The organism is Armatimonas sp., from assembly GCF_043757465.1.
In the GTDB taxonomy this organism is placed as follows: Bacteria; Armatimonadota; Armatimonadia; order Armatimonadales; family Armatimonadaceae; genus Armatimonas.
Genome location: NZ_JAYVPL010000066.1, coordinates 1 through 26,290 on the forward strand (window position 1 = coordinate 1; position 26,290 = coordinate 26,290).

General features: G+C 58.3%; 16 protein-coding genes. 5 read left to right on the forward strand and 11 right to left on the reverse strand.

The genetic code is table 11. From position 1 onward, the window contains the following. Window positions 1-77: 77 nt before the first annotated feature. From ACH2ED_RS08315 to ACH2ED_RS08330, 4 genes are read left to right on the forward strand one after another with little or no spacing between them, the layout of a single operon-like run. Window positions 78-1,265: a DNA methyltransferase gene (locus tag ACH2ED_RS08315; RefSeq protein WP_395090106.1), complete on the forward strand. Its 1,188-nt coding sequence runs from the start codon at window positions 78-80 to the stop codon at window positions 1,263-1,265. After that, window positions 1,266-4,556 (forward strand): DEAD/DEAH box helicase family protein, encoded by a 3,291-nt coding sequence (locus tag ACH2ED_RS08320; protein ID WP_395090108.1) that lies wholly within the window; start codon window positions 1,266-1,268, stop codon window positions 4,554-4,556. Between the two features lie 30 nt (window positions 4,557-4,586). Further along, window positions 4,587-5,285, forward strand: a complete 699-nt coding sequence (locus ACH2ED_RS08325; protein WP_395090110.1) for a hypothetical protein — start codon at window positions 4,587-4,589, stop codon at window positions 5,283-5,285. A 4-nt stretch (window positions 5,286-5,289) separates the two neighbouring features. Then, a complete protein-coding gene (locus ACH2ED_RS08330; protein WP_395090111.1) occupies window positions 5,290-6,021 on the forward strand; it encodes an SDR family oxidoreductase in 732 nt (243 codons plus the stop codon). On the opposite strand, the gene ACH2ED_RS08335 is transcribed toward ACH2ED_RS08330, so the two are convergent. The 5 genes from ACH2ED_RS08335 to ACH2ED_RS08355 all read right to left on the reverse strand — a co-directional run bounded on the left by ACH2ED_RS08335 (window position 5,977) and on the right by ACH2ED_RS08355 (window position 15,896). Then, on the reverse strand, window positions 5,977-7,212 hold the full coding sequence (locus ACH2ED_RS08335) for a hypothetical protein (RefSeq protein ID WP_395090113.1): 1,236 nt from the start codon (window positions 7,210-7,212) through the stop codon (window positions 5,977-5,979). The genes ACH2ED_RS08330 and ACH2ED_RS08335 overlap by 45 nt on opposite strands. 140 nt (window positions 7,213-7,352) lie before the next feature. Then, on the reverse strand, window positions 7,353-9,671 hold the full coding sequence (locus ACH2ED_RS08340) for a hypothetical protein (RefSeq protein WP_395090114.1): 2,319 nt from the start codon (window positions 9,669-9,671) through the stop codon (window positions 7,353-7,355). Then, complete coding sequence (locus ACH2ED_RS08345) at window positions 9,668-11,155, reverse strand: DUF3142 domain-containing protein (protein ID WP_395090116.1); 1,488 nt, start codon at window positions 11,153-11,155, stop codon at window positions 9,668-9,670. The genes ACH2ED_RS08340 and ACH2ED_RS08345 overlap by 4 nt, the downstream gene beginning before the upstream one ends. A 22-nt stretch (window positions 11,156-11,177) precedes the next feature. Further along, complete coding sequence (locus tag ACH2ED_RS08350; RefSeq protein WP_395090118.1) at window positions 11,178-15,149, reverse strand: hypothetical protein; 3,972 nt, start codon at window positions 15,147-15,149, stop codon at window positions 11,178-11,180. A 9-nt stretch (window positions 15,150-15,158) separates the two neighbouring features. After that, window positions 15,159-15,896 (reverse strand): hypothetical protein, encoded by a 738-nt coding sequence (locus ACH2ED_RS08355; protein ID WP_395090120.1) that lies wholly within the window; start codon window positions 15,894-15,896, stop codon window positions 15,159-15,161. 118 nt (window positions 15,897-16,014) lie between these two features. On the opposite strand from ACH2ED_RS08355, the gene ACH2ED_RS08360 reads away from it, so the two are divergent. Beyond that, entirely contained in the window at window positions 16,015-17,805 is a 1,791-nt protein-coding gene (locus tag ACH2ED_RS08360; RefSeq protein WP_395090122.1) for a glycosyl hydrolase family 95 catalytic domain-containing protein, read from the forward strand. Here ACH2ED_RS08360 and ACH2ED_RS08365 read toward each other — a convergent pair. The 6 genes from ACH2ED_RS08365 to ACH2ED_RS08390 form a co-directional block, all read right to left on the reverse strand. Further along, complete coding sequence (locus tag ACH2ED_RS08365) at window positions 17,789-19,186, reverse strand: bifunctional metallophosphatase/5'-nucleotidase (protein ID WP_395090124.1); 1,398 nt, start codon at window positions 19,184-19,186, stop codon at window positions 17,789-17,791. The genes ACH2ED_RS08360 and ACH2ED_RS08365 overlap by 17 nt on opposite strands. Window positions 19,187-19,762: 576 nt before the next feature. Then, entirely contained in the window at window positions 19,763-20,638 is an 876-nt protein-coding gene (locus tag ACH2ED_RS08370) for a hypothetical protein (RefSeq protein WP_395090126.1), read from the reverse strand. Between the two features lie 607 nt (window positions 20,639-21,245). Then, window positions 21,246-21,743, reverse strand: coding sequence for a Uma2 family endonuclease (locus ACH2ED_RS08375; protein WP_395090128.1), 498 nt, complete (start codon window positions 21,741-21,743; stop codon window positions 21,246-21,248). Between the two features lie 15 nt (window positions 21,744-21,758). After that, window positions 21,759-22,505 (reverse strand): isoprenyl transferase, encoded by a 747-nt coding sequence (locus ACH2ED_RS08380; protein WP_395090130.1) that lies wholly within the window; start codon window positions 22,503-22,505, stop codon window positions 21,759-21,761. 110 nt (window positions 22,506-22,615) lie between these two features. Then, window positions 22,616-24,295 carry an alpha/beta hydrolase family protein gene (locus tag ACH2ED_RS08385; RefSeq protein ID WP_395090132.1) on the reverse strand — a complete coding sequence of 560 codons (1,680 nt, stop codon included), beginning with the start codon at window positions 24,293-24,295 and terminating at the stop codon, window positions 22,616-22,618. Between the two features lie 54 nt (window positions 24,296-24,349). Further along, entirely contained in the window at window positions 24,350-26,287 is a 1,938-nt protein-coding gene (locus ACH2ED_RS08390) for a hypothetical protein (protein WP_395090134.1), read from the reverse strand. Between the last annotated feature and the right edge of the window lie 3 nt (window positions 26,288-26,290).

A 26,290-nucleotide genomic window follows, 5' to 3' on the forward strand; every position in this document is an offset into this window, starting at 1 on the left:
AGCCGAAGCCACAGAAGAAGTGGGCATCCTAAGAGATGCCCACGTATCCCAAGCGGTCACGGAGCAAGCTCCGGGGAATGTACCCGTATGCGATTCACCCTATTACGCAACAGCCTTGTAAAATACCTGATGCAGGGTGGCGTTATGCAACATTAAATACAATGCTAAAACAAATTGATCTGAAACTAGTGGAGTTTCGTGAAGATCATACTCAGCCACCTTACCGAAAAGCTCATTTATTGCCAGTTCCTGATGCAATAGAAGATAATTTAGATATAGATTCTGAAGAAGAAAATGACGAAGAAGAAGATGAAGTTGCAGGACTTCAAGTAATGCCTAGTGTCATTTATCGCCAATCACAGGTTTCTGTAAAATATCTCCGTCAGCTAATGGGATATAAAGCATTTGATAATCCAAAAGATCATGAAGTATTGTCAACAATTATTCAATATACAACAAAACAAAACAGCTTAATTTTTGATTTTTATGGAGGTTCAGGAACAACAGCACATGCAGTTATAAGTTTAAACCGTCAACATGATTTAAAGCAACGAAATTATGTTCTTACAGAAATGGGTTCACACTTTAACACAGTCTTAAAACCTAGGCTTCTTAAAGCTGCATATTCTCCTGATTGGAAAATAGGAAAGCCACAAAAGCGTGATGATGGGATTTCGCATACGATTAAATATCTAAAGCTAGAGTCGTATGAAGATGCTTTGAATAACTTGAACCTGACGCGGCCTGAAGGGGTGCAGAAGACGCTGACGGAGGCGGAGGATACGGCGGGGATTCTGACGGAGTATTACACCGAGCACATGACCGGCATCGAAGCACGTGGCTCTAAGACCTTGGTGGATATGAACGCACTAGAGGAGCCATTTTTCTACACCCTGAAAGTTGCCACGGGTGGCGTAGGGGTAACAACGGAGCGAGCCGTGGACGTAATCGAGACGTTTTATTATCTGCTAGGCTTGCGGGTGAAGCGGCGCTTTACGGTAGACGGCGTGCGCGTGAGTGAGGGAACTACCGCACGCGGCGAGAAAGTGCTGGTGCTCTGGCGCTCCGTGAAAGCCGTCAGCGATGAGGCACTCAAGGCACTCTGGATTAAGGAGAACTGGGAGGAGAAAATTAGCCCCGCACTGATCTATGTCAATGGCCCTACCTCTCTACAAACACTTTGCCCTCCCACGGCGCGATGGAGTGTCTTGCGAACCGAGCACGAGTTTGCACGGCTGATGAACACCATTGAGGAGATTAAATAGATGGGGAGAAAACCTACAAACTCCCCCGCTGGCGGGGGCCGGGGGGCTGCTATTCCTGCGCCAAAGCTTGCCTTTCACCAGCGCCTCGTACTTTTTGAGTGGCTTTTCTCTCTCTTTGGCAAGCACACGCTAGAGGAGCTAGTACAGCGCACTCGCTTAGACGATACCGACTGCGAGCGAATCAACGCCGATGGCACCAGCGGCTTTTACCACGCCCTCAAACCCTGCTGGGACACCTATCATTCCCCCCGCCGGGCGGGGGATAGGGGGTTGGATAGCCTCTTAACCTACGATGCAAACATCATTGCCCACTGGCGACAGATCACCCGCAACCGCCCCGGCGGCGATACTCTCACCCCAAAATACTTTCAGTACCTTGCCCTGCTCTTCACCGAGATTCTCTTAGAGCGCTGGTTTGCCGATAGCGCACAGCTAACGGAAGACATAAACGGATATATCCGTGGCTGGAATATCGGCAAGGATGCAGGAAGCCAGATAGAGCTTTACGATCCCAAAGACACACCGCTCAATAAGCTCGCTTTCTGGACAGCCACAGGCTCCGGCAAAACCTGGATTTTTCACATTAATCTCTTGCAGTTTAAGCACTACTGGAAACGCTACCGCCCCTCTGAGCGCATTGACCATATTTTTCTCTTAACCATCGGCGAGGATTTATCCAAGCAGCACCGCGACGAGCTCACTCTCTCAGGAATAGACAACGAGGCATTTAAAAAAGGCAGTAACTTACTTTCTGGCGAAACTGTCGAGGTGCTAGAGGTCAGCAAGCTGAAAGAGACCAGCGGCAACGTAACGGTAGCAGTGAGCGCTTTAGCAGGCAAGAACCTGGTTTTTGTGGACGAAGGTCATAGAGGCTCTTCGGGCGATGTGCTCATGGGCTTTCGGGATGCTCTTGTCACGGAGGGCGGCTTCTCATTTGAGTACAGCGCGACATTTGGGCAGGCGATGGCAGGGGCAGTAAAGACAAAACCCGGCTTTGTGCAGAGCTACTGCCGCGCCGTAGCAATGGACTACTCCTACCGATACTTCCACGCTGATGGTCATGGGAAAGACTACGACATTCTCAATATCGCCGAGGGCGTAGACAAAGACAATAAAGCCAAGTACCGCTATCTGGTCGGGTGCGTGCTGACGTTCTATCAGCAGCGCCGCCTCTACACCAATAGAGGAATGTCCCCCGAGCTGGCACGCTACCGACTTGAGACCCCTTTATGGATATTTGTCGGGGATACGGTCAATGCCGTGCGCCGCGAGGGCGGCAAAGACACGTCCGATATTACCGACATCTTGCTTTTTCTTGCCTGGTTCTTAAAAGAAGAAGCCGCCGCCACGGAGGATATAGAGCGCTTGCTCAATGGCACCGATGGCCTGGTGACATCGGGACTAACCGCCAGCAGTATCTTTGCCAATCGCTTTGATTATATTCGAGAGCTTGGGCTACGCGGCACAGACCTTTGGCGCGATATTTGCCAGACCGTGTTTAACAACCCCAGCGGCGGAATACTCAAGGTGGAGCCCCGGCGCGGCACACCGGGCGAGATGGGTTTAAAGGTGGGCGAGGCAGAGCACTTTGGCATGATTAGTGTCGGAGATGGCGACAAGCTGATTCCCATGCTAGAGGAGCGTCAAGAACTAGCCGTCCAGCGTACCGATATTAGTGTCAATCTCTTTGACCGAATTGCCGCCCCGAACTCCCCTATTAATATACTTATCGGAGCGCAGAAATTCAACACCGGCTGGAACAGCCCCCGCGTTTCTACGATGGGCTTGCTTAATGTGGGCAAGGGCGAGGGCACTGAGATCATCCAGCTCTTTGGACGTGGGGTGCGCCTCATGGGATTTGATGGTTGCCTGCGTCGTAGCCGCTATGTGGTCAGAGCAGACAGCCCCCACCCCGAGAAACTTTCTCTCTTAGAAACGCTTCATATCTTTGGCCTCAACGCCGACTACATGCTCAAGTTTCAGGAAGACCTCGCCCGTGGCGGCGTTACCACCGAGCCAACTCAAAAAAACATCGAAGTCAGCTTTAAGCCCGTCATTCCGCCTCTTCCGACCAACCCGTACCTTAAAAATCTGCGCCTCAAAGACGGCATAGACTTCCTCAAAGATGGCCCCATTGTTCACCTCACCAGCATCGTTCCCGACAGGCTGATTAAACTGCCACTTTCTTTAGACTGGTACGCCCGCGTGGGTCGTAACACGGGCAGCGATACTGCCGCTACTGCAAATCTGGGCGGAGCACAAGAAGCCAAGCTTAGCAAACAACATATTGCCTGGCTAGACATTCCCCTACTGTGCCGCGACTTAGAGGACGAAAAACGCCGCAAAAACTATCACAAGCTTTTAATTTCTCCCGAAGCCATTCAGCAGCTCCTCACCCAGCGCGACGACTGGTATACCCTTACCTGCCCTCCTGATGTGCTTGCTTTTACCAACCTCAGCCGTATCGGAGAAGTGCAGCGCATAGCCTATGCCCTCCTCTGCAAGCACATGGAGCGCCTCTGGGCGTACCACCGCGACGAGTGGGAAAAAACCCGCTTTGAGATTCGGCACTTGGATGAAACCGATGCCAACTTCCAGTTCACCTACGAGCTCAGCATCAAACCCGAGCAAACTGCCGCTGCCAGTGTTGCAAAAAGCATTGCCAGTAAAGTAGGAGAAACAAATACCACATCTACTATTGCTAATGGCTGGACAGCGTTTACTTACAACAAGCACCTCTACTGGCCCTTGCTCAATTTTTCTGGCACAGGAGTCAGCATCAAACCTGGTCCTGTCGCCCTTAACACCGACGAGCTAGAGTTTGTCAAAGACCTTGAAGCCTACACCAAAAAAGAAGCCCATAGTTTTCTTGCCGACAAACAACTCTATCTTCTCCGCAACCAGACACGCGGCGGGGGAATTGGCTTTTTTGAAAACGACAACTTCCATCCTGACTTCATCCTCTGGATTCTCCACAAGAACAAGCAATACGTTACCTACCTAGACCCCAAAGGAATCCGCAACCTGGAGGGCGGCTTAAACGGAAAGAAAGCAAGGCTTTTTGAGCACCTCTGGAACACCATCGAACCCGAGCTAGCCGACACCAACCTAGTCTTAAACTCATTTCTTATCTCTAACACCCGCAAGCGCGAGCTTGATTGGCTTCCCAACACCAATCTTGATACAATATTTACCGAAGCTCACGTACTGCTTCAAAAAGACAACAAAGAAACCTACATCACCGAGCTAATCAACCACATTTTCGAGACACGCAACAAGCCTAAAAAATAGCAAAACAACACTAATAAGAAAGACAACATCATGGAAGAACAACCACAGGCCATTGAAGAAAAAACAGCTATCGTAGAAAAAAAGCGGAAAAACTCAGAACAAGACCAGCGCATCCAGAACGACATCACGGAGACCGCTGTAATGCTTCAAAACATCGAGAGTGACAGTGAGCTAAAGTCTGCTCTAAATGGAGCAGGCATTGATGATGATGAGCTAGATCTAGGAAAAGCCAAGCAGACTGCTTCTCAAGATGGCTACAATACACGACAAGACTCTATCGGTGCTGAAGAAAGCGCCAACAACACTCTCAAAGTAGTCTGGCCTATCATCGAAGCCGAGGCCATAGATATCCGAGAAGTCCTGCGTGCGCGTTTCTCTGATAGCGGCAACCGTCGCGCTCTAGGCATTGTCGGCAACCTTCCCCAAGACCGTCAAAAAACCATCACTGTCATGCGGGCCACTTACAGCGAGTGCAAAAAGCCAGAGTACCAAACTATCCTCAGCAAGTCTGGCTATGGTATCTCTGCCATCGATGAATATTTAGGTAATCTTACCACCGCAGAAAACGCCATCTCCGCCGCTCGAAAAGCCGTCGCCGATGGAAAACGTGCCACCACACTACGCAATGCCGCCATCAAAGATCTTCGCCAGTGGGTCAGCATGGTAAAACGCATCGCCAAGCGTGCCCTCCGCACCCGCCCCGATCTCTTAGACAAGCTTGGGATATAAAAAAATGCCCTCCAGGGAACTGACAGACAAAGTGGCGCTTGTGACGGGTGCGTCGCGTGGCATCGGCGCGGCGACGGCGTTATTACTGGCGGAAGGCGGCACCGATGTCGTCATCAACTACCGAAGCAAAGCCCCCCGTGCGGAGGAAGTCGCGGCGCAGGTTGAGTCTCTTGGGCGGCAGGCGCTGCTCGCCCAGGCCGATATCACCGACGCAGCGGAGCGCAGTGCGATGGCTGAGAGCGTCCGAGCGCACTTCGGCCACTTAGACCTGCTCATTCTCAATGCCAGCGGGGGCATGGAGAAGGACAAAGAGGCAGGCTATGCGCTGCGCCTCAACCGCGACGCACAGCTTGCCACGCTCGATGCGCTCTTGCCGCTGATGGCTCCGGGCAGCCGCGTCGTCTTTGTCACTAGCCACTGGGCGCATTTCTACGGCACGTATCCCGTCGCGCCTGTCTACGAAGCCGTCGCGGCGAGTAAGAAAGCAGGTGAGGACGCGCTCCGTGCCCGAATCCCCGAGCTAGCAGCACGCGGCATTCGCTTGACGATTGTCAGCGGCGACGGCATTGAGGGGACTATCACCGTGAAGCTTCTGGAGCGTGTGCAGCGAGGCGCACTAGACAGCAGCCGGGACCTTCCCACCATAGCGGAGTTCGCCGCCGCCATTGTCGCCTCCGCCACCGACGACAGCCTACCGTCGGGGCACATCGCTTTTATCGGGTCTATTGAGCCGTGAACGAATCTGGGTGAGTGTTCCGCAGGTCAGGGCGAGATCGTAGGTGAAGACCATTCCAGGCGTGATGGCGAACTTGGCCAGCGGCGCAAAGTAGGAGCAGCTCCCGTGCTCCGGCTTGCCGTCGCCGAAGCGGTAGCAGGTCAGCTCATCCGCGAGGGGCACTTTCGCTCCGACCCCAAACTCGTCTTTGTCCACATAGGCCGCCCAGTGCTCGGGGAGCTTTCGACTCTCATTGGGCCAGCCAGGTTTACTGCGCGCTGCCTCGTCGCCCCCGATCACCAGTGTGTCGAGATCAGGCTCTAAGAAAATGGCGGGAATCTCATGGTGGCGGCTTGCGTGAGAGTGCGTCCCCGAGTACGTAAGCCGGTATTTGACATGCGCCACATCGCCTTTGAGTGTGATCCACTGCTCAAAAACTGCCTCGGGCAAGTCCGTGCAACCCGCCCAGTTGCGCCCCATACTCTTGGCATAGAGTGTGGTCTTCGTCTGCTTAAGCGCAAGCACTTTTGCGGCTGTGCCTTTATAATCCCCGCCCTGCACGGGGTTCCAGCGCCAGGGTTTGTTGCCCCAGATCGAGCCGTCGTCGTCGCCGTAGTAGCTCTGCTGGACGAGGCGCCCGTGGTCCCAGTGATTGAGCAAGTTACGCCCCGACTTGGAGAGCGAGAGCCAGCCAATCGCCGCCCCCGACGACACTTTCACGCCAATCCGAATTTTTCCATTGTCCAGATGTGCCCACTTCTCCGCAGGCGGCAAAGCTCCCACCGGCTCGGCATCTTTGAGGCCGGTGAACCTCCACTCACGAATAAGCTTTCCGTCGGTATCCTTCAACCGCAGCCATGCAAGCTCGATCTCGCCACGCCCCTGAAACGGATCAAGCCGTAGCCCGGTGAGCGCCCCTTTAACGGGTAACTCCACGCGTAGTTCCTGCCATTTTTCGCCGGGAGTGTAGCCCACTCGAGTGCACCGGGAAGGCGCGAATGCACCACTCGCATCGCTCCAAAACACTTCACATGAGCCCTGGACACGCGTTCTCTGTCGCCACTCAAGAGTTAGTGTGCCACTTGCGGCGATCACTTCCGCCAGCATAACATAGGGATCCTCCCCCAACGAGCGCATCACAAGGCTCCCCTTCCGCACTCCCAGAGAGCAGTCATGTTCCGCCCGCCAGCCGCCAAGCTCTTGTTGTTTCATAATTTCAGCGTACCTGATTTTCAGCCCACTGAGACGCTAGTTGTGAATTACGTTTTCAAGGAATAACATTACTGATGTACGCCCCCTTGTCACCCAAACCCAGGCCGATAGTGCCCTGATCGCCAAGCTTGCAGCGCTAGCTACTCAGAGAAGCTCCCTTTGCCGGCAAAGACAGCGGCGTACTTGCGGGCGGCGGGAGCCAGCGGGTGCTTCGGGTAGCGCCTCACAAAAGTCGCCATGAGCCGAGAGGCTTCTTTGCTATGGTCGAGCAGTGGGTGCTGGCGGCGGCGCACCTTGCCCTCATCCCACCCACTCTGGGATGTCCACCAGCTTCCATCTTCATCAGTGCGCCACCACTCATTGAGATGATCAAGCCTCTCGGCGGCGCAGGCGGCGCGGTAGAGCGCGGCGGGTGCTACGGTGGTGCTTGGGTAGTCGGCGACAATCTCCAGGCAGATCTGGCGCGTGTGGGCGTAGACCTCGTGCTGGTACATGTAGCGCTGCACCGCTTTATCATCGGCAGGCGTGGCGACATCTTTATTCCAGAAGTAGACGAGTGTGAACATCCTCTCACCTTGCCAGAGCGGGGCGTTGTAGAGCTGGAGCAGCCCTTGCGTGTAGTAGGCCCGCGCGTAGGCAAACCGAGCCGCCGCCTTCGCCTCCGCGCCCCGCGCCTTTTCCGTGACTCGGTAAAGGTGCGAGAGATTCGCCAGCACCTTCTTGGGATTTGCCCCCTGCTCGGAGAAGCTCTCCGACCAGTCGGCATCGTGGGTGATACGCCCCACAAAGAGCGCGTAGGACTTCTCCGGCACACGCGCCAGCCAGCGGCGGGCATCGTCCCAGCGCTCTAGCCGTAAGTGACGCAGTGCGAGGCTATACGCGAGCAAGTCTTTGTGGTTCGAGCGTGTCTGCCAGTAGCTCTCCAGAGTCGCGATCGGCATCCGAGCATCTATCAAGTAGGCGTAGTCGTCACGGTACTCCAGGGCAAAGTACTGATCCAGCGCCGTGGAAAAGTCCCCCTGCCGCTCGGCGACAATTGCGAGAAGCTCACGGGCGGCGTGGCGGACATTGCTTCTGGGGCACTGGGCTAAAATGTGCTCCAGGTCGGTGCGGGCCGGATCGAAGCGACTCTGGCGGTAGCGGCTCCCGGCTCGCACGTAGAGCGCCCGGCCTCGGATTTTCTCGTCGGGATCGCGGGTGGCGGTGCTGGCCCAGCGTGCGGCGCGGCGAAAGTCACGGTTCTGGTAGTAGATCTCCGCCAGCCGAACGCGAACTACGGGTGGCAGTGCCTCGCGCTCCGCGATCCGATCCGCGAGCTGCGCCAGGCGTATGAAGTCAGCGGGCTTGTTGTCACAGTGGGAGAGGCGGAAGTAAAAGTAAGGCGCGGCCAGCGACGGGTCGGCGACCATCAGCTCTAAAAAACGCTTGCCCGTGTCGGGCTTGAAGAGTGCGAGCGACTTTGAGACGCCCTGAACGGCGTCCCGGTACGCACGGTGAGTGGTCGCGTTGCTAAGAGCGTGCAAGTACGCGATGAGCTGGAGCGTCCGCAGGCGCGGCTCCTGCGCCGTGTTCTCGAAGCGTCGGCGCACCTCCACAATCGAGTCGCCATCGTTGAGGGCGCAGTAGGTTGTCGCGGCGGCTTCGTAGCGGCCCGCTTCCAGATCGGCGCGGGCGAGTAAGCCACGAACTGCCACGCGAAAGCGGGTGTTTGGAAAAGCCCGCAGGAGCTGCTCGGCGGCGGCGCGGCCCGTGGGGACACCATCGAGGATGCCTTTGTGGAGCAGACACGCCCGAGCGATCATGAGCAAGGCCGCCTCGCGCTTCTCCCCCTCGGGGAACTGCAAGATCTGCGCCCTCCAGAGCGGGATCGCGTCTTTGTAGTTCAGCCACTGCGCCAGCCCGGCGGCGCTCTGGTAGGCCGCGTGCTCCCGGAGCCAGCGCGGCAGGGAGCTATCGGCGTGGAGCGCAGCCAGCTCGGTGCGGGCCGCATTCCAGCCCGTGTTTGCTCCCTCCAGCTTGTCCAGTGCGCTCAAGTAGCGATGCAGCGGCTCGGCGGGCGGGTTTGCGTGGGCGAGTACTTCCAGCCGGTCGCGCACTTCACCACTGATTCCAAAGCGTGCCCCAAAGTCCTGCCAGAGCCGCCGCACACCCGTCCAGTCGGCTTTCGTAGCGGCAGTCTGTGCTTGGCGTTGGGTAGTCTCCAGCGCCCGCTGGTGGTTCTCCGCCCGGTCGTCGTCGTGTGCGTAGCTCAGCTCGATATGATCAATCTGGCCATTGCCCCAGCCCGAACCCGGGCGGTCGTCTTGTTCCCTACCTCCCATCAGGCCACGACGGGGCGGCGTGCCAAAATCCGGGTGGTTGCTGTTGAAGTGAATCGAGGTCAGGTTATCACTCCAGCTTGCCCATGCCGGAGCCGCCAGCGTCAGCGCCGCAATTATCGCAAAAACTCGTATTTTCATTTCCCGTCCCCCGTCAGTGCCGTTTTACCGTCGTGCGTGATAATGCGCCAGTGTGCCTTCAGTGCGCTGATCTCGGTCCTTTTCAGGCGCAGTGGCCCCGCAGTGAGAGTCGTGCCGGGCGGCAGGTTCGCGGCGCTCCAGCGCACGCCCGTGGCACGCAGCGGGCTCACCGCACGCTCGGGACTCTCGGCAAAAAGTGTCGCCTTTGCAAAGCCGCCGGGTGCGACTTCGACTATGCCGGGCTGGGGCAGTTCGAGATCGAGAGTCACCGTTTCAGGCCCGAGTGCACTGCCCGCGTCGCCGTCGTTGATAAGGTCCACGAAGACATCGGTGCCCGCCTCACCGCCGCCCTCGATGGCGCTCCAGGCGGCGGCGGGCTTGGTACGAATGCGCATTCTGGGACGCAGCGCCGGGGTCTGGTTTTTCAGCACGGCGAGCAGCGTGGGAAGTGGCAGTGTCGCGGTCTCCCCCGGCTCCGGCAGGCGAAAAAGCACGACTCCTGTGCAGCTCGCAGGCCGGTTTTCCGTGACGAATCGCAGCGCTTTCTGAACAGAGAGCACGGTGGGAAGATCAAAGAGAATGCGATAGTCCACGGCACTTTCTCGGGCCGACGTGAACTCAAGCCGCCGGTTGCCCGTGCCGGGGTCGGTCTCGGCACGCAGGCAGCGAAAGGCGGGATCGGAGGCGAGCGTGTCGGCGCCGCCATCGCGGTACATTCCCCGCAGTCGCCCTGGCCCATCAAAGACCAGCGCGTGGCCGTAGGCAGGAAGCCCGGCGCGAAACGGCTTGCCCCGGCGGCCCGCAGCGATTAGCCCACGCTCTAGCACTTTCGGGCTAAAAATCGGCGTGAAGTCCGCGTAGCCGCGCGGGGTCTGCGACTCATAAAACTGTGGCACGGAGAAGTCCAGAACCTCAAGCACGCTGTCTAGTTTGCGGCTCGTGTACCAGCTAGAGAGTAGCGTGGCCGAGAGCTGCCAGCCGGGGAGTTTCTGCCGAAGCAGTTTTAAGAGAGCGGCGTAGCGCGGAAGAAGCCGGGTCGGGAAATCCAGATCGCACTGGAGCCCGACTACCGCCACGCCCGCTTTTTGCGCCGACTGCTTCTGCGCCGTTGCCGCATCGGCGATCACGCTTGCCAGTGCCTCGTCGGGGAGCGCTTCCAGGTGCGCCAGCACATCCGCCGACGCATTAAAAACCAGATGAATCTTGAGGCTGTCGGCGCGGCTCTTCCAGCTCTGCCGAAGTGTCACCCCGAGCTTTCCGTCACTGTCGTCGCTTCTGTAGAGCAGCCCCGCATGCACAAAGATCTCCGCCACTCCCGCCGCGCGTAGCTGCGTGGCATCGTCAGGCTTGAGGCGAAACGGTCGGTGCCAGTACCAGAGCGACTTACTCAGTGGCGGAAGTGGCGTCTGACCGCGTTTCCAAAGCCCGATACCCCCGACAAGCGCCAGCCCTGCAACAGCGAGCAAGGCGGGGCGGGCTTTCATGTAAAGAACTTTCCCTCCCTACTTACCTACCCAGGCCCGGTGCGGCGTTGTTAATCACACGTCGGAGCTTCGCTGCTGCAGTAAAGTTCTGGCAGCGCTCCCACATCTGAACATAGTCCTCAGCGGAGCGGGAGAGGGGAACAAAGTCGCGGGCGGTCATGCCATTGTTTTTCATGTCCTGGAGCATGTCCGGGAGCATCCCGTAGTGCGCGATCCCATCGAAGTTGATGTCGAACTGCCGTGTCCCCAGCATGCTACGCTCCAGCGGAACCCGGTCCGCCTCGCGGACTTTCTTGAGCTGGGGATAGACCTTACTGAGCACCTGATAGCTCTGATAATAAAACGCGTAGTCAAAGTCCGGCGTGCCCGCGCGGCGCGGTAGCTCGTCGCGGCGACGAGGGCCACGTCCCTGCTTCACATCCAGCGCGGCAAGCTCGATATCCGGTCCCTTGAAAGAGTCGCCCAGCAGTGGCGCACTGATCTCGGCAATCGCGTTGCGGCTCAGGCCTTTGATCACATTGAGCATCCACTTGCGACGGCCATCTAGTGCGGGGCCGAGCCCAAAAGTTACCGGGCTATCGCGCAGTGTCGCACCAATCGCGGAGAGGAAGCCGTAGACAGGCATCTGCCAGAAATCTGCCACCTTGCGCTCAAACGTCTCGGGCGTCTCTCCGGCAAAAGAGGCGGCGAGGGCACAGAACGTATCACGCTCCCGCTGAGTGTAGCCACCATCGGCCTCCCAGCGGTAGCCGCCCCAGTCCGTGAGTGGCGTCCGGTAGGCCACAGGGTTGTTCTGGCCGTACCAGATCGGCTGCCAGGCAGTCGCCAGCGCGGGAATGATGGGGAGCGAATAGTGCTCACGCTCGTGGTCGTAGCCAAGAAGCCACTGCGGCGAGGCGTGCCCGGCAATACTGTGCCCCGCACCGGGGCCAAAGCGCGGCCCAAACGCCCCGTTAAGCGCCATGTCGGAGGCGATCCCGACCCCTACTCCATTCATTTGCTGCGTCGCGTAGAGGTACTGCTGGGCAAAGGCCGCCGATGAGTCTGGGCAGTTATTAGGAACGCTGCTTCCCGGAAGTGACTTGACCGCCTTACCCGCCGTGATAGGGGAGACCATTCCCCCCAGCGCCCGAATCCGTTCCACGGCACGCTCAGGCTTGTCACCCTCATGGGAGTTCGTGTGATCGTCAAAGAGCGGGTAGCCCGGCGTGAGGGAGAGGGCACGAAATGTCGTGTGCCCGGCGATCAGCGGATAGCCCTTGCCATCGGGCGAGCCTATCGCCTCAGCCTCACAGAGTGTCAGAGTACGCTCCAGTGCGAGATCACTCAGATGATCAGCATCCAAGATCATCCCGCGTGCCATTACTTCTTTGAGGAAAAACTCGCCCAGAGGGTTCAGGCCATTGGCATTGACAAACCCGTGACGGCTACGGTTGTTTCCTATAAAGTCAGCGCGGTGGCTGTCTTCAAAAGCGAAGATCGTATCCATCGCGCTTCCCATAGGGACGTTGAGCCCCCCGTTGAGCCGGATATTCTCCAGGCCCTTGGTACGCACCACATCACGTAGCTGCCTGCGCCGCACATCCCGATCCGCAGCACCAAAGAGATCGGACATCCCCATCACGGACTTATAAAACACTCCAACGTCAGCGCCCTCACGTACCGAGTGCATACTTCCCGTAAGAACAAAGTGGTTCAGATCAAAGATAGGGTTGTAGAGCGAGCAGGCACCAAAAGGATTGTCTGCAAAGTGAATGGAGTAGAGATGGCGCACTCCCAGGCGCTGTAAGTCATTGAGATAGCTACGAACATTGGCCTCCGTCGCCTCCGGGCCACCAGGCCGCCCAAAGTCCCCCAGATGGTCCACTTCGACTCCAAGCACCAGGGCCAGCTTGTTCTGACCGACAATGCGCCGCGCATCGGCGGGAGTGTAGGCAATCTCCATCCAGCCACTATGCCGCGCCGCCATCGCCTTGATCCAGACGAGCTGCCGCTCAACCGCGCTTCGGTTATTAAGCGGGCCAAACCCGGGCTTGGGATTAAGATTGGCGATCAGCTCCGTCTCAACCACATGGGCCACCATGAGCCGCAGGCCACCGTCGTAGGAGCGCTTGATCCATGCCTCGTGCATGTGCTGGTGGGTGCGGCTGTTGTGCTTGGGCCACTCACGAAACGCTCGGGTTGTCCCAGCGTTGGTTCCGTGGCCTCCCGACTGCTCCACCGCATTCAGAGAAAGTCGGCTGATCTTGTCGTGCGAGATCACGGGCAGGCTCGCCAGCACATTGCCCAGAGTGTCCATCGGTGCGGAGTGAACGCCAAAGAGGCTCGCACCCGCATTGATAAACCCGGAGCCCAGCGCCGCAAATCCAGGGCCAATCAAGCTCGCGACGAGATCCAGCCCCTCGCCCAGCCCCGTCAGGCCCGTTCCTCCAAACCCGTGCCCGGGCGTGCAGTCCAGCAGGGTTGTCTCCGGCGTCCTGCCCGCTGCGGGGTTCCAGGTCGGATCGCCCCAGTAGGTCTGTCCTCCAAACGCAAGGTGCGCTGCGGGGTGAGCGTGGGTATCCGCAAAGCCCCAGAGCACAGGAGCGGCAACAGAGACACCAAGCGGCTTATTGGTCTCGATAAACTGGAAGTCATCGGCGGTGATAAAGCTCGCCGCCGACTGATCCCGAATCACAATCCGCCCCCGACGCCCCTGATAGCTGTGTAGATCCCAGATCACGGGCTGGAGCAAGCCATCCGCCGAGCTACCGCGTACGCTCTGCACGGTCGCGAATGCCTCCCCTGCCGCACCACGCACCTGAAGCTCGACGGCAACTTGCGCATCCGGTTCGCCACCCACTTTAAAGTGCATAAACGGCTGCCCACAGACGAACTCATTGGAGGTAACCGTCCCTTGCCACGCAACACTTCGAGTGCCCTGTCGAGGAACTCCACTATCGAAGTACCCACGCCCCACACCGCCGCGCCCCAGAAGCGCATTCGCACTCAGAGGCTGCCAGTAGTCGCCACCCAAGGGCATCACGGAAGGCGGACGTGGCAGCGCATCCCAGTCCCGCTGCGCAAAAACCTCACGCGGGCCGTAGGGATACGCCGTCTCGACTTTCCAGCCGAGGCCACCAGCCTCGAACTTCCAGTCCGTGAAGAGAGTGGCCTCTGCCGAAATAGTGGTAACTGCACTCAAGAGCGCGGAAGACAGCTCGGGGGAGCGCAGGTTGAAGGCGACACTCTCGGGCAGAGCACTCTGATCCTGGGTAAAGACCGACCACTCCCCGCCACTGTAGAACACTCCTGTGGGAGACAGCGTCCCTGAAAACACGGGGGTGGCGAGTACAAAAGCGCTCCGTTTTTTAAGCTCCGTGCGGGTGTAGTTCTGGGTGGCGTTGGTCTTACTGGCAGCATGGCGCACCCCGGGCTCAATGACGACATTAAACGACGAGTTCTCTGACATTGCCGCCCCATCGGTATTGGCAATCGCCCACTTACGGAGCTTCGCCTGATAGGCCAACGCAATCGGGTGCGGATTATACGTGCCGCCCTGTCCTCCCGGATTCCAGTTCGCGGTCACGAAAAACACAGCATCGGGCTTACCATCAAGCAACGGATGTGAGAGTGTACTTAGTGCCCCAGCACTGGCACTGATCGTGCCCCCGGTGGCCTTGTGCACAAAGTGGTTCGCAGAGGGCTTGAAGACCTCCACATTAAAAGCAGCACTCTCGGGCAGAGCGCTCTGGTCTTGTGTGAAGATCGCCCACTTGCCCGCGTTATAGAACACCCCAAGCGGCGCTTTGACATAGACGCCCGTTCCCTTCTCTGGCGACCAGTTGGGAGTAATAATCAAGAGCGCGTTGGGATCCCCCGCGCCCAGTGTCTCAAGTACCGTGAAATTATTGGAGAGATTGGCCCTGGTCGCCAGATGCACCGTGCTGGTCTGTGCAAGCGTGGGCGCAGCAAGTGCCACTACAGAGAGAAGAATTGCTGTTTGTATGCTCATCTTTGCCTTTCAGTCTTTCACTAAATTGATTCTGAAGTTACTGTACTTCTTGGCAACTCCTAGCCTGGCGTAGCACAATGTGAAAACCATGTCCTTGGGGCTAAAGTCGCGGGGGACACTGGCAACGGCAACAAAATCATAGGCCGCGCCCGGCAAAATACTCTCGGACTGATCCCAGTTTCCACCACCACCAAACGGCTGACCGCTGCCCGTGCGCATGTCGTACATCCGAATGGGGTAGCTGTGCCCCTCAGAGTCCGTGAGCGCGGTGACGATCTTGTTGTCGGCAAGATTCAGATCAAGGTAGCTCTGCTCTTTCTGAGCATTGCGCACTTGCAGCTCAAGGATCAGAAGCTTCTCCCCGCTCTTGGGCATGTAGGTGCGAGGCCGGTTCGGTGTGAAGCGATCGGTGTAGCTCTGAACGTCTTTAAGCTCTTTGACTTTAAGCCGCCAGACACCATCAAAGAGCATCTCGCCCAGCTTTCCATTTAGGCCCTCCACCCGATTAGCCCCACCCTCACGGTAGATTTCAAGGCCACCGTCAATAGCCCGAACACTCATTCCAAGCCCAGAGGCCATATCGCGCACGGGAACATAACTCTCCTTGCCCTGCGTGATCACGCCCGTGGAGACAACTTTACCATTGAGCATAAGTTTCTTCGGAGCCAGTGCAACTGCCACGGTCGCCGATGCTGCCAGCACCCCGAGAAAAAAACTCCCTACAGAATTTGTCAATCTAGACTTCATCTCTCTATTCCCCCACGACAACGGTACCACAAAACTCTACATAGCAGTTATGAAGCTCTGTACCCTACAGATTTTTCCCATTAAGGCGATAGCTCCGATCTGATAAACTCAGCGAAGTATGCATGAAACAACTCTCTGGTATGAGCAGCCTGCCACGCACGGGGACGCGGCACTTCCTGTGGGCAACCGACGCCTTGAGGCGAGGGTCTTTGGCGGAATCGAGCACGAGCGGATTCAGCTCAATGAGGAATCACTCCAGAGCTTGGGGGATTTATTTGTCGAGCAGGTGCTCCCCGGCCCGTCTAAGAACTACCGGCGTTCGCTCGACCTAGACGCCGCCGTGGCGAGCACGGCGTTTACAGCAAAGAGCACACGCTTCACGCGCGATGTCTTCTCCAGTGCTACCGACAATGTTATTATTGCCCGTTTTCACACCGACACGCCGGGCAGCCTGAACCTCAAGATTCGCCTTACCCGTGGGGAAGCGGGCGATGTCACCCAGCCTGCCTACGCTGCAAACCAGAACCTTGAAGTGAAAGCTGTGGGCCGCGATAGCCTGGCGCTACGCGCTCAGATCGAGCGCGACGGTAAGGAAATGCACTTCGCGTGCTTTGTTCGTGCAAGAGTGGAAGGCGGCTTGGTCAAAGCCACTGACAACACGATCCAGATCGTGGACGCGACTCTGGTCACGGTTTTTCTGACGGCAGCCACAAGCGAGCAGGGCCACGACCCCGAGGCGGCGCTTGCCACACTCGAAGCCGCGTTTCACCGCCCCTACAACGAGCTGCTCGCACGCCACCAGGCGGAGCACCAGCGCCTCTTTCGCCGCGTCGAGCTGAGCCTGCCCACTGCAAACCCCAAAGTTCCCACGGATCAGCGCCTCACGCTTCACCCCGATGACCCCGGGCTTGCCGCGCTCTACTTTCACTACGGACGCTACTTGCTCATCGCCAGCTCGCGCCCTGGCAGGCTTCCCGCGAACTTGCAGGGGCTGATGCACTACTGGCCTGCTGAGGTCACCAGCCTCTCGGACTGCCACGAGGCGCTCTTTGACTACATCGAGAGCCTGGTCGCACCAGGGAAAGAGCTCGCGACACAACACTACGGCAGCTCGCGCGGTTGGGTCGCGCCCGCCGACGGAACAGGGGAAATAGAGCTACGGGGCGGCGCGTGGCTCTGTCAGCATCTCTTTGAGCACTGGTGCTTCGCCCCGGAAAAACAAAAACACCTGCGACGCATCTACCCCATTCTCAAAGGCGCGTCCGAATTTCTCCTCGATTTTGAGGATGTCTGGCGCACCGACGGCGCGAGCATGGATCTGCAAATTACCCGCGAGTGCTGGGAGAACACACTGGCTCTTGCGCAGATGCTCAGCATGGACGATGCTTTCCAGAGCGAGCTGGAGCGGGCGCTGGAAAAGCTCTCTCCCCCGCACATCAGCCATGCCTACGCCTTCTACCCTGGCAACGCGATCACGCTCCGCCAGAACCCCGAGCAGGCGGCGGCACTCAAAAAGACCCTCGACACCGATCTCAGTCGCGCCTGGCTGCTCTGCCTCGCCGCCCGCTTCGATGATAGTGAGGCCGTTCAGGAATATCTGAGCGCACTCCTTACCCTGGACAGCTTCGGCGCGACGGCAGGAATCGCGGAGTGTCTGCTGCAAAGCCACGCCGCAGAGCTGCATCTCCTCCCTGCACTCCCGCCGGATTGGAAATCAGGCAGCATCACGGGCTTGCGTGCCCGTGGTGGCATCACGGTGAGTATTTCTTGGGAGGACGGCAAGCTCACCCGCGCGACGCTGATCTGCGCCAACACCTTGAAAGTGCCCCTACGCGTCCAGGGCTCGGCGGAGACCAAGCTCGTCACACTGCCCGCAGGCAAGACCGTGGTGATTACCCCAGTCCCGTAATCACGGCTTCGCGCAGATCGCCGCCGATGCTCAGGCGGCTGGCGTCGAGCTTGAGGGTTCCCGTGGCAGTGAAGTCCACCAACGCGACGGTGTAGATTTTTGTGGGATCGCTTGCCGGGGCACTGAGAACCAGGCCCTTGGTTTTCTGCTTCAGCTCGGCAAGCTCCGCACCGGTCATGGTCAGAGTCGCGACGCGGTTTTTAAAGGGCATTACGGCCCAGATATCGTAGCGGGTCAGCGTTCGAGTGCGGAAGACCTCGAAGAGCCCGTCGCCTTCCACGTGCAAGCCAATCTCGGAGCCCGTGGCTTTTGCCAGCGCCGCCGCAATCGCCTCAGTGGTTCGGTGGGCCCGCTCCGCGGGGGTTGTGCCTAGGAAACGCTCGGGCAGAGTCGCCACGACTCCGTTCTTCAGCGGCGCGGCGTAGGCATCCGCCACGGATTTGACATCTTTGGCCTCTTTGAGCTTCGAGGTGATGGGGAGCAGCGCGTACTCATAGCCTGCCAGTTTCCAGCCACCTGCCGGTGTCTTGGCGAAGTGGAGATCGAACTTCCCCAGATTCACCCCGAACTCGCCGGTCTGGACAATAGGGACGCCATTAATAACCACCGCCTTGTACAAAAAGGTGTGCGAGTCCCCGCCCACAATGGCATCAATGCCCGGCACCTCCGCGATTTTTTTGTCGTCGTCCACGCCCACATGGGTCAGCGCCACCAGGACATCGCAGTTCTTGCGGACAATTGGCACCCACTTCTTCGCCGCCTCGACCGGATCGCTCACCCACCAGCCTTTGACCTGCGGATAGCCATTGGAGCGCGGCGCGGTCAGCCCCAGAAAGCCTACGCGCACGCCGTTGATCTCGCGCACCAAATAGGGATGGACGCCTGGAATCAGCTCGCCCTTTGCCGCCTCCCCGACCCCTGCATTGGCACAGACCCAGGGAAAGTGCGAGCGGCGCAGCACCTGCAGCAGCGCGTTCTGCGCCCCGGCGGCATCGAAGCGCTCGGCAGCGTCTTTGAGCTTGAACTCGTTGTTGCCCACTGTCCCGATATCGTAGCCCGTCGCGTTGAGTGCCTCGATATCCGCGATTCCCTCGTAGGCATTGGTCAGCGGGCCACGGGTCGCCACATCGCCCAGATCAATCACCAGCACGGGGTTCTTCGCCTTTTTCTTTAGCTCCCGAATCAGAGTCGCCCGCCGCGCCGCGCCCCCCACCGATGCCTGCTCGTCTTTACTGCGCTCCGGCTCCGTGTAAGCAAACGGCAGCGTGTGCCCGTGCAGGTCGTTGGTGTGGAGAATGGTCAGATCAAGCTTATCTTGAGCGAAAGTAGGAAGCGCGGCCAGAGCACAGGCGGCGACGAGTAAGACGCGTCGGGTTAGCATGCCGCTATTTTACCCTGTGCCGCCGGTTGGAAACCGGCGTCTGCAGTGGCCTTTGGCCGCGAAGCCCGTGCCAGGCTCGAGATAAAATAATGACATGACCACTTGGGAGATCATAGAGCACGGAGAATATCTCTACCAAACCAAAATCCGTATACATGTCGAGACGGAAGCAAACCGAGGGAAATTCGTCGTACTAGACACCCTGACCGGTGATTTTGAGCTCCATCTTAGCAGGTATCCGCTTTGGACTGTCATGTGTGGCTACTCTCACAAAGCTTGTCCAGACAAACATTGACGCAGAAGTTTTCGAAGAGCACAAAATCCTCTATGGAGCAATTTGGACTCTGCCCCCTCTGCGCCGTGCTGGAGAAGGCGGAGATGACGCGCATCTAACACACGGTGCACAGGCAGAAGCCCCTCGGGATAGGTTCTCCCGAGGGGCTTTGTTGTTTGTAGTAACTCACCGCACGCCCGTACACGAGGAAGAGTCGTAGCCTGAAAATGAAGGAATCGCTGGTGAATTCACCAGCGATTCCTTCATTTTTTGGCCCCTTAACGGGTGAGTATGTTCGGTGACTACGGCGAGTGGTAAGTGCCCGGACCGGTTCCGGGGTAATAGTCGCCGCCCGCCGCCCAACCGCTAAAGCTAGACATCAGAACGCTCCGTCCCCCACTCACCGAGGTGTAGTAATGGGCGGAGATGTTCTTAATCCCCCCACTCACCGAGGCGCCAGGCCCCGAGGCGATGTTAATACCCCCCCCACTCACTGAGGAGGCGATCCCGGAGGCGGTGTTCTCAAACCCCCCGGTCACAGTGGAGCTGTCGCCGCTGGCGGTGTTAAAATACCCCCCTATCACCGAGGCGTAGAAATTCGTAATAGAGTTGGCGTACCCTGAGACAATTCCACCATAGGAGGAATAGTTGTTCAGGTCGCCCATAACCAGGTTGTGGCTCCCCGTGCGATCATTACTAGGCAGACTAGAGGTGACTCCTCGCAGGGCGTTGTAGCCGATGATGAGGTTGCCCAACCCGTTGATCGCACCATCGGTTGCTCCACTACCCGAGACGATCTGGAGGTTGGTTCCGCTGAATCGAGTTACGCTACCAGACACGCTCATGAACTGCGTCTTGTTCTCCAGTGCCGCCACCCGTGTCATGTCCGCAGGGGTACCAGCAGGACTCTGGGGACCAGTTAAGCCGGTATCGCCCTTGGCTCCAGCAGGACCGGCGGGGCCAGCGGGACCAGGTTGAAGAACAAGATTTGCTAAACGTACTTCCAGTGCTGCAACACGCTTTTCAAGGGCAGGCAAGCCCCCCGACTGTTGAGCAATAGCTTGACGGCCCAGTGGAGAGAGCAGTAGGGCAATCGTTAATATGCCCAGTGCTACTCCACTTTGAACCCGATAACGCAAGCGCATCGTGGCTAACTGACTTCCCATCTGAAAATCCATAGAGGCTAACTGCCTCTCCATCTGCAAATACTTAGATTCGAGATCTTGAATTTCCGAATTAACCGCCATTACATTTTTCCTTTCCACGGCGTTATTACACAACGTCGTGCCAGTAGTTTTTCTAGGCAGGCCCCGAACAAACATAGTCGTTAATTTCGGCTACTTCTATTCCCCCATCTACTACTAAGCAGGATTGAAAAAATGTAGCAACGTTTTTAGCCCACTCCAATACCGAGTGGGTCCGAGCAAAACGTTGCCTCAAATATGCATTTATGCTTAGGCTTAGTCTAACATCCTCTACATTGATTCATGCGTAAATTTATCGTAAATTTTGAGGGATATTAGAAAAAAGTTGAAATTGTTGCCTCTCTACGCCTCGCATGCGATGGAGACAGGCAGTAGCCTCACAGGAGCATAGGCCACCTCTATCGATCTCCCTTCTTGTCACTACTCACCGCTGAGGCTTGGGCCGGAGGGGGGGGGTTAGTGGGAGCGGGCGGAAATGCTTGGTGCTCTGGAACACTGGAGCGCTTCGATGTTCGTATGATTCGGTAGAGATGCTGTGAGGGGATACTTAACGGTCCCCTTCCATGCCACACCATCCCTATCAGATAATGACGGTGCAACCGCAGGTGAGTGCGATGTTCTGTGGCGACGGGTGGCGCTGCTCGGAGTGGCCGGGGCGGAAGTGGCGGACTTCGGCTGTGGCGGGATCGAAGACAATCACGTCCTTGATGCCTTGGCGCAGGAAAAACGGCACTCCCACACTGAGGTCCTTGCCTTCGTAGTCCGGGCTGACGATCTCAATCACGGCCTCGGGGAGCATGGTGACCGCCGTGGTCTGCTCCTCGGGTTCGCCGCAGAAGATCGCGATATCGGGGCGCTTGAGCGAGCCGTCGGGGAACTGGACATAGATATCGGCATAGTGGACGCAGCCGCAGTCGGTGATAGGGGTTGTCGCAGGCTTGATCGAGGCGCGAATCCGATCCACGGCCCGCTGGTGGCGCACGGAGGGAAATGCTTCCCAGGTCGTGATGCCTCCCGCCACTTCCAGCCGAACCCCGCTCGCCTCGCCCAGCCGGATTGCCTGCTCAAAACTGCTCATACCGCTATTTTACCGCTACTTGAGCCCGCCGAAGCGGCGCTCGCGGCGCTGGAACTCGGCGATGGCTTCTTCGAGATGCGGCTTGCGAAAGTCCGGCCAGCGCACAGGAGTGAAGTAGATCTCGGCGTAGGCGATCTGCCAGAGCAAGTAGTTAGAGATGCGCAGATCCCCAGCGGGGCGGATGAGTAAATCCGGGTCGGGCATTCCAGCGGTGTAGAGCTCTTGCTCAAAAAGCGTGTCCGTGATCTCGTCGGGCGTGATTTCCCCAGCCGCGACTTTCTCCGCCAAACGCCGCGCCGCGTTCACGATCTCCGCCCGTCCGCCGTAGTTCAGGCAGATATTGAGCACAAGGCCGGTGTTGGCGCGTGTGACCTCACAGTGCCGATCCAGCTCTTTTCTCAGGTCCGCCGGGAGTGCCTCAAGCCGCCCGGAGAAGCGCATCTGGACATTGTTCTCGTGGAGTTCCTTGAGCTCGCGACGTGCCCCCTCCACAAAGAGCCGCATGAGGCCATCGGTCTCGGCCTGTGGGCGACGCCAGTTCTCGGTAGAGAAAGCATAGAGTGTCAGCGCTTCAAGCCTCATGTCCGACGCAGCCCGCACGACTTCACGGACACTCTGGTAGCCCTGCCAGTGCCCGGAAAGACGCGGCAGTCCCCGGTCTTTGGCCCAGCGCCCGTTGCCATCGCAGATTATCGCGACATGCCGGGGCAGACGCTCCGGGTCAGGGTCGTAGGGGAGCGGTTGAGCGGGCGCAGAGGACATAGTTATTGGTCGAGTAGCCAGGGTGGTCATAGCGGTTCACTTTGCCTTACAAAGAACTTCGTAGACAAATTACCACGATTTAGCCCATTGGTCAAGTGATCAAGCCCAGTTTACCCGACGCTTTTGAGCCATGCGCGGATTTCATCCTCGCTAAGTTTTTCGGGTTCTAATCGGCAGGTAATATTCTCTGCTCGGAACTTGCGCTGCGTGTTGTGCAGAAGCAGTGGTTTAGTATTGGCTAGAAACGCCGCCGTGTGCAGTCCGCCAATCCCACGCAAGCCCGGCGCGTAGGCCCGCTCCAGATACGCCGCATCGTCGTCGGCAGCGAAGCCTTGCATATCCACAACCGTCGGCCCCGGGCAGAGCTCAGGTGCGACCGCACGCGCCAACAGTACCTCAATCCCCCCGATCAGCGTGATGCTCCCGACACCCGCTTGGCTCGCCTCCACCATATTTTTCAGGACTGTCTGCACCTGATTCCCCAGTGGGGTTCGGTTGTAGCACGAGAAATAGTCCTTCCAGAGTGTATTGGGATCGTTATCCAGCGGTGATGCCACAACCTTGAGCCAGTCTGCGCGTCCGTTCGTGCCCTTTCCCTTTGGCACCTCCACCGCCAGCGCAATTGCCAAGCCCTTACGCAAGAGCTCCCGGGATTTTTTGTCGTTCTTCTGGCGCAGGGCAAGAATCGTCTCGGCACGCTCGCGCTTGAGCTCACTCAGCAGCTCTGAGTCACTCTTACCGGCGGGGCGCTTGACACGGAGCTGCTTGGGATCGAGCTCCACGGGCCTTTCTTTTTCCGCCGCCTCACCGCGTAGGTGCTTCTTGAAGAACGCGTACATGGCCTCGCGGCTCTCGACATTGTAGTTGTGACCGTAGTTGAACTGCACCCACTGCAAGTTCTCTGGCTTCCCGTACAGCTCGTAGACTTTCTTAACCGCCGGGCCTTCCTCCAGCGGCACTTTACTGGTCCAGTCGCCCGTGCAGGCAACAAAGAGCTGCGGCTTGGGCGCAAACACCGACGCCACTTCCACATTGTCCGTCCCGACCCGCAGCCCCGGCGCATTCTCGCAGTTGCAGCCGCCCTGCATATAGGCTGAGACCATGTTCACTGGCACACTGACTTGCACCCGGTCGTCTATGGCGGCCAGTAAAAACGTCTGTGAGCCGCCGCCCGATGCCCCCGTCGCTCCGAGTTTTTTCTTATCTACAAATGGCAATGACTGCAAATAATCTAAAACACGAATGCTATTCCAGGTCTGCACGCCCAGCTCGCTCACCCCCCAGAGCCACTGGTCCAAGCTCGCGCCGAGCTTTCGGTGCACGAACTGATCGGTGTCGTTATAGCCGAGCATGTCGTAGGCAAAGACCACAAAACCCTGCCGCGCTAAACTGGCCGCCAGATTCACCAGATCTGCCTTCCCCGCCCCACGCGGCCCTGGCACAGGTGGCGCTTTTGGCACATCCGCCTCGCGCTGCAATCGCCCCTGATCCCAGTGCCCATGCATGTTGGCAATCGCCGGAAACGGCCCCGCCCCCTTTGGCCTGTACAAGCTCCCGCAGAGCCAGAACCCTGGGAAAGTCTCCAGCGCCACGTTCTCAATCGTAATATCCGCCAGCTCCACGGTGCTCGTCACCTTAGGCTTCAATGGCGTCTTTTCCGGCAGTGGCCAGAGCCCACACGAAAACAAAATCCGCTCCCGGATTTCTTTAGCGCGGGCCTCCCATGCCGCACGAGTGGCGGGGGCAGAAAACAAATGATGGGTATTCAGATCACGCGGCGGTGCAGACATGATAATTGCTCCTAGAGAAATTAGCTGAGATTTGATGACAGTTTAACAGATTTATCACCGAATTTTATAGAGAATATACTCGCCTTGTTGGGCAGCAACAGGGTAGCGCTGGCGGAAGAAGTTTTCATTGAGCGGGAGGCGTTTGCTGTTATCACTATGGCTGGGAATGTCGCCGCGCTCGCGGGGGGTGACTGCCACATAGTCAATCTCGTATTTTTTGAGAAGTGCCTCAGCTTCGGGCGGCGAGGCGGCTGTGTAGATCGCCAGCATCGCATCTTCCCGGTACTTGTAGACCAAGCCGTGTGAGCCAAGCCAGCCGGGATAGCCCAGCCACATCCGTCGTCCTGCCCAGTAGACCGGGTGGATATACGCCGGTGCGGTCAGGATGCGGGCGTGCGGTGGGGTGGTCGCTAGGATCGCATCCCCAAAGCGTTGCTCCTGCGGTGAGAAGATCTCTTGCTTGCCACTGCCCGTCGCCACGTGCCATGCGTCAATTGCCCCTGCCGTGACGCAGCAGAGCAGAACAAACGGTGTCCAGACACGCAGCCCGGGCGTTTTTAGCCAGCTTGCGAGAAGCCCGGCGACCAGCGGGACACTCAGCAGGTACCAGTAGATCAGCACTTTTAAGTTGTCCCAGATCCACGGTGCCATCTGCACCATATTGGGGCCAAAGAAGCAGACCAGAAACGGCAGGTAGAACCCGAGCAAGCGGCGCGGGACACGGCTCGCGGCCAGGACTAGTAGCGGGATAAACGGCCCGGTGTTGAACAGCCAGAACCGCGCCCAGCCCAGCACATCGGTCGCGTTGCCATCCCAGCCCAGCGCGAAGCGGCGAAACTTCGACGTGTCCGTCTGGCTACCCAGGAGCATGTACGCCAGCGACGGGAGAGCCAGCAGAACCAGAAGTGCGAAAAACGGTAACCAGCGGCTAAGAGCGACTCTCAATCCCGAATGCCGCACGGCCCCCAGCGCTTGCAACACTGCGACTCCCACCAGCGACGCAAAAGTATGAATATGCCCCAGTGGCAGCAGCCCGACCAGCAGCCCCGCCAGCCACATCCCCCGACGCTTCCCGTCCCACCAGAGCCGAGCCACCGTCAGCGCGAGGGGCATTCCTAGAACAATACTACGCTGTGTCCCGAGCAGAACACAGAGCATATTGCCCCAGCGCAGGCTCCGCTCCGCATCGTTGGTATAGCTCTTGGGCAGGTTGAGGAGAAACTCCCCCAGTCCCTTGCCCGAGGCCGCTTGCCAGTCCCCGCCAAAGTAGAGAAAGCCCCAGCCGCCACAAAAAAGCGCCACGGGCAGGGCAAGATGCGCCGCCAGAGCATCCTGAGTGAAGAGCCGTGTGAGCCGCCACAGCCAGTAGAGCGTGCAGGCGATCAGCGTGGCGTTCTGAAAGAAAAAGGCATCGGGAACACTCGCACCCGCTTTCACAAAGAGTGCCGCCGTAAAGTCAACAATAAAGGGATACGTGAGCTTCGCGCCCTCTAGCGCGGGGTGCTCCGGCGGGAAGTTCCCCCCCACGACGAAGCCCTTCACAATCCCGATATGCAGCGGCAGGTCGCCTAAATTCGCGACATTGAGTGTCCAGATCGCCCCGTCGGCGTCGGCGTAGCACGCGCCCCAGAAGAAGCGCAGCAAAAAAGCAAAGAGCACGGTGTACCAGAGCGTCAAAACCACACCGCTCTTGCCCGGCTTCCGTAGCTGATGCACCATCCGGCTCAGGCTCACGCTTGCCACCCGCAGGAGCCGCCGCCGTGGCCCCAGCCGCAGCCAGACCAGCGCGGGCGAAAAACTCAGCACTGTCGCGAGTCCCAGCGCCACGGGAGTCATTCCAAAACCCGATGCCAGCGCCAGGCCGAGCAATCCCAGCAGTAAGTTTCCCAGCGGAACCGCCGCCGCCAGCCGCTCTCCCAGTGTCCAGCGCCGTGCAAAAACTCCCACCAACGCCAGCGCCCCGAGTGTCGCCAGGAGAAAAAGAAGGAGCATTCC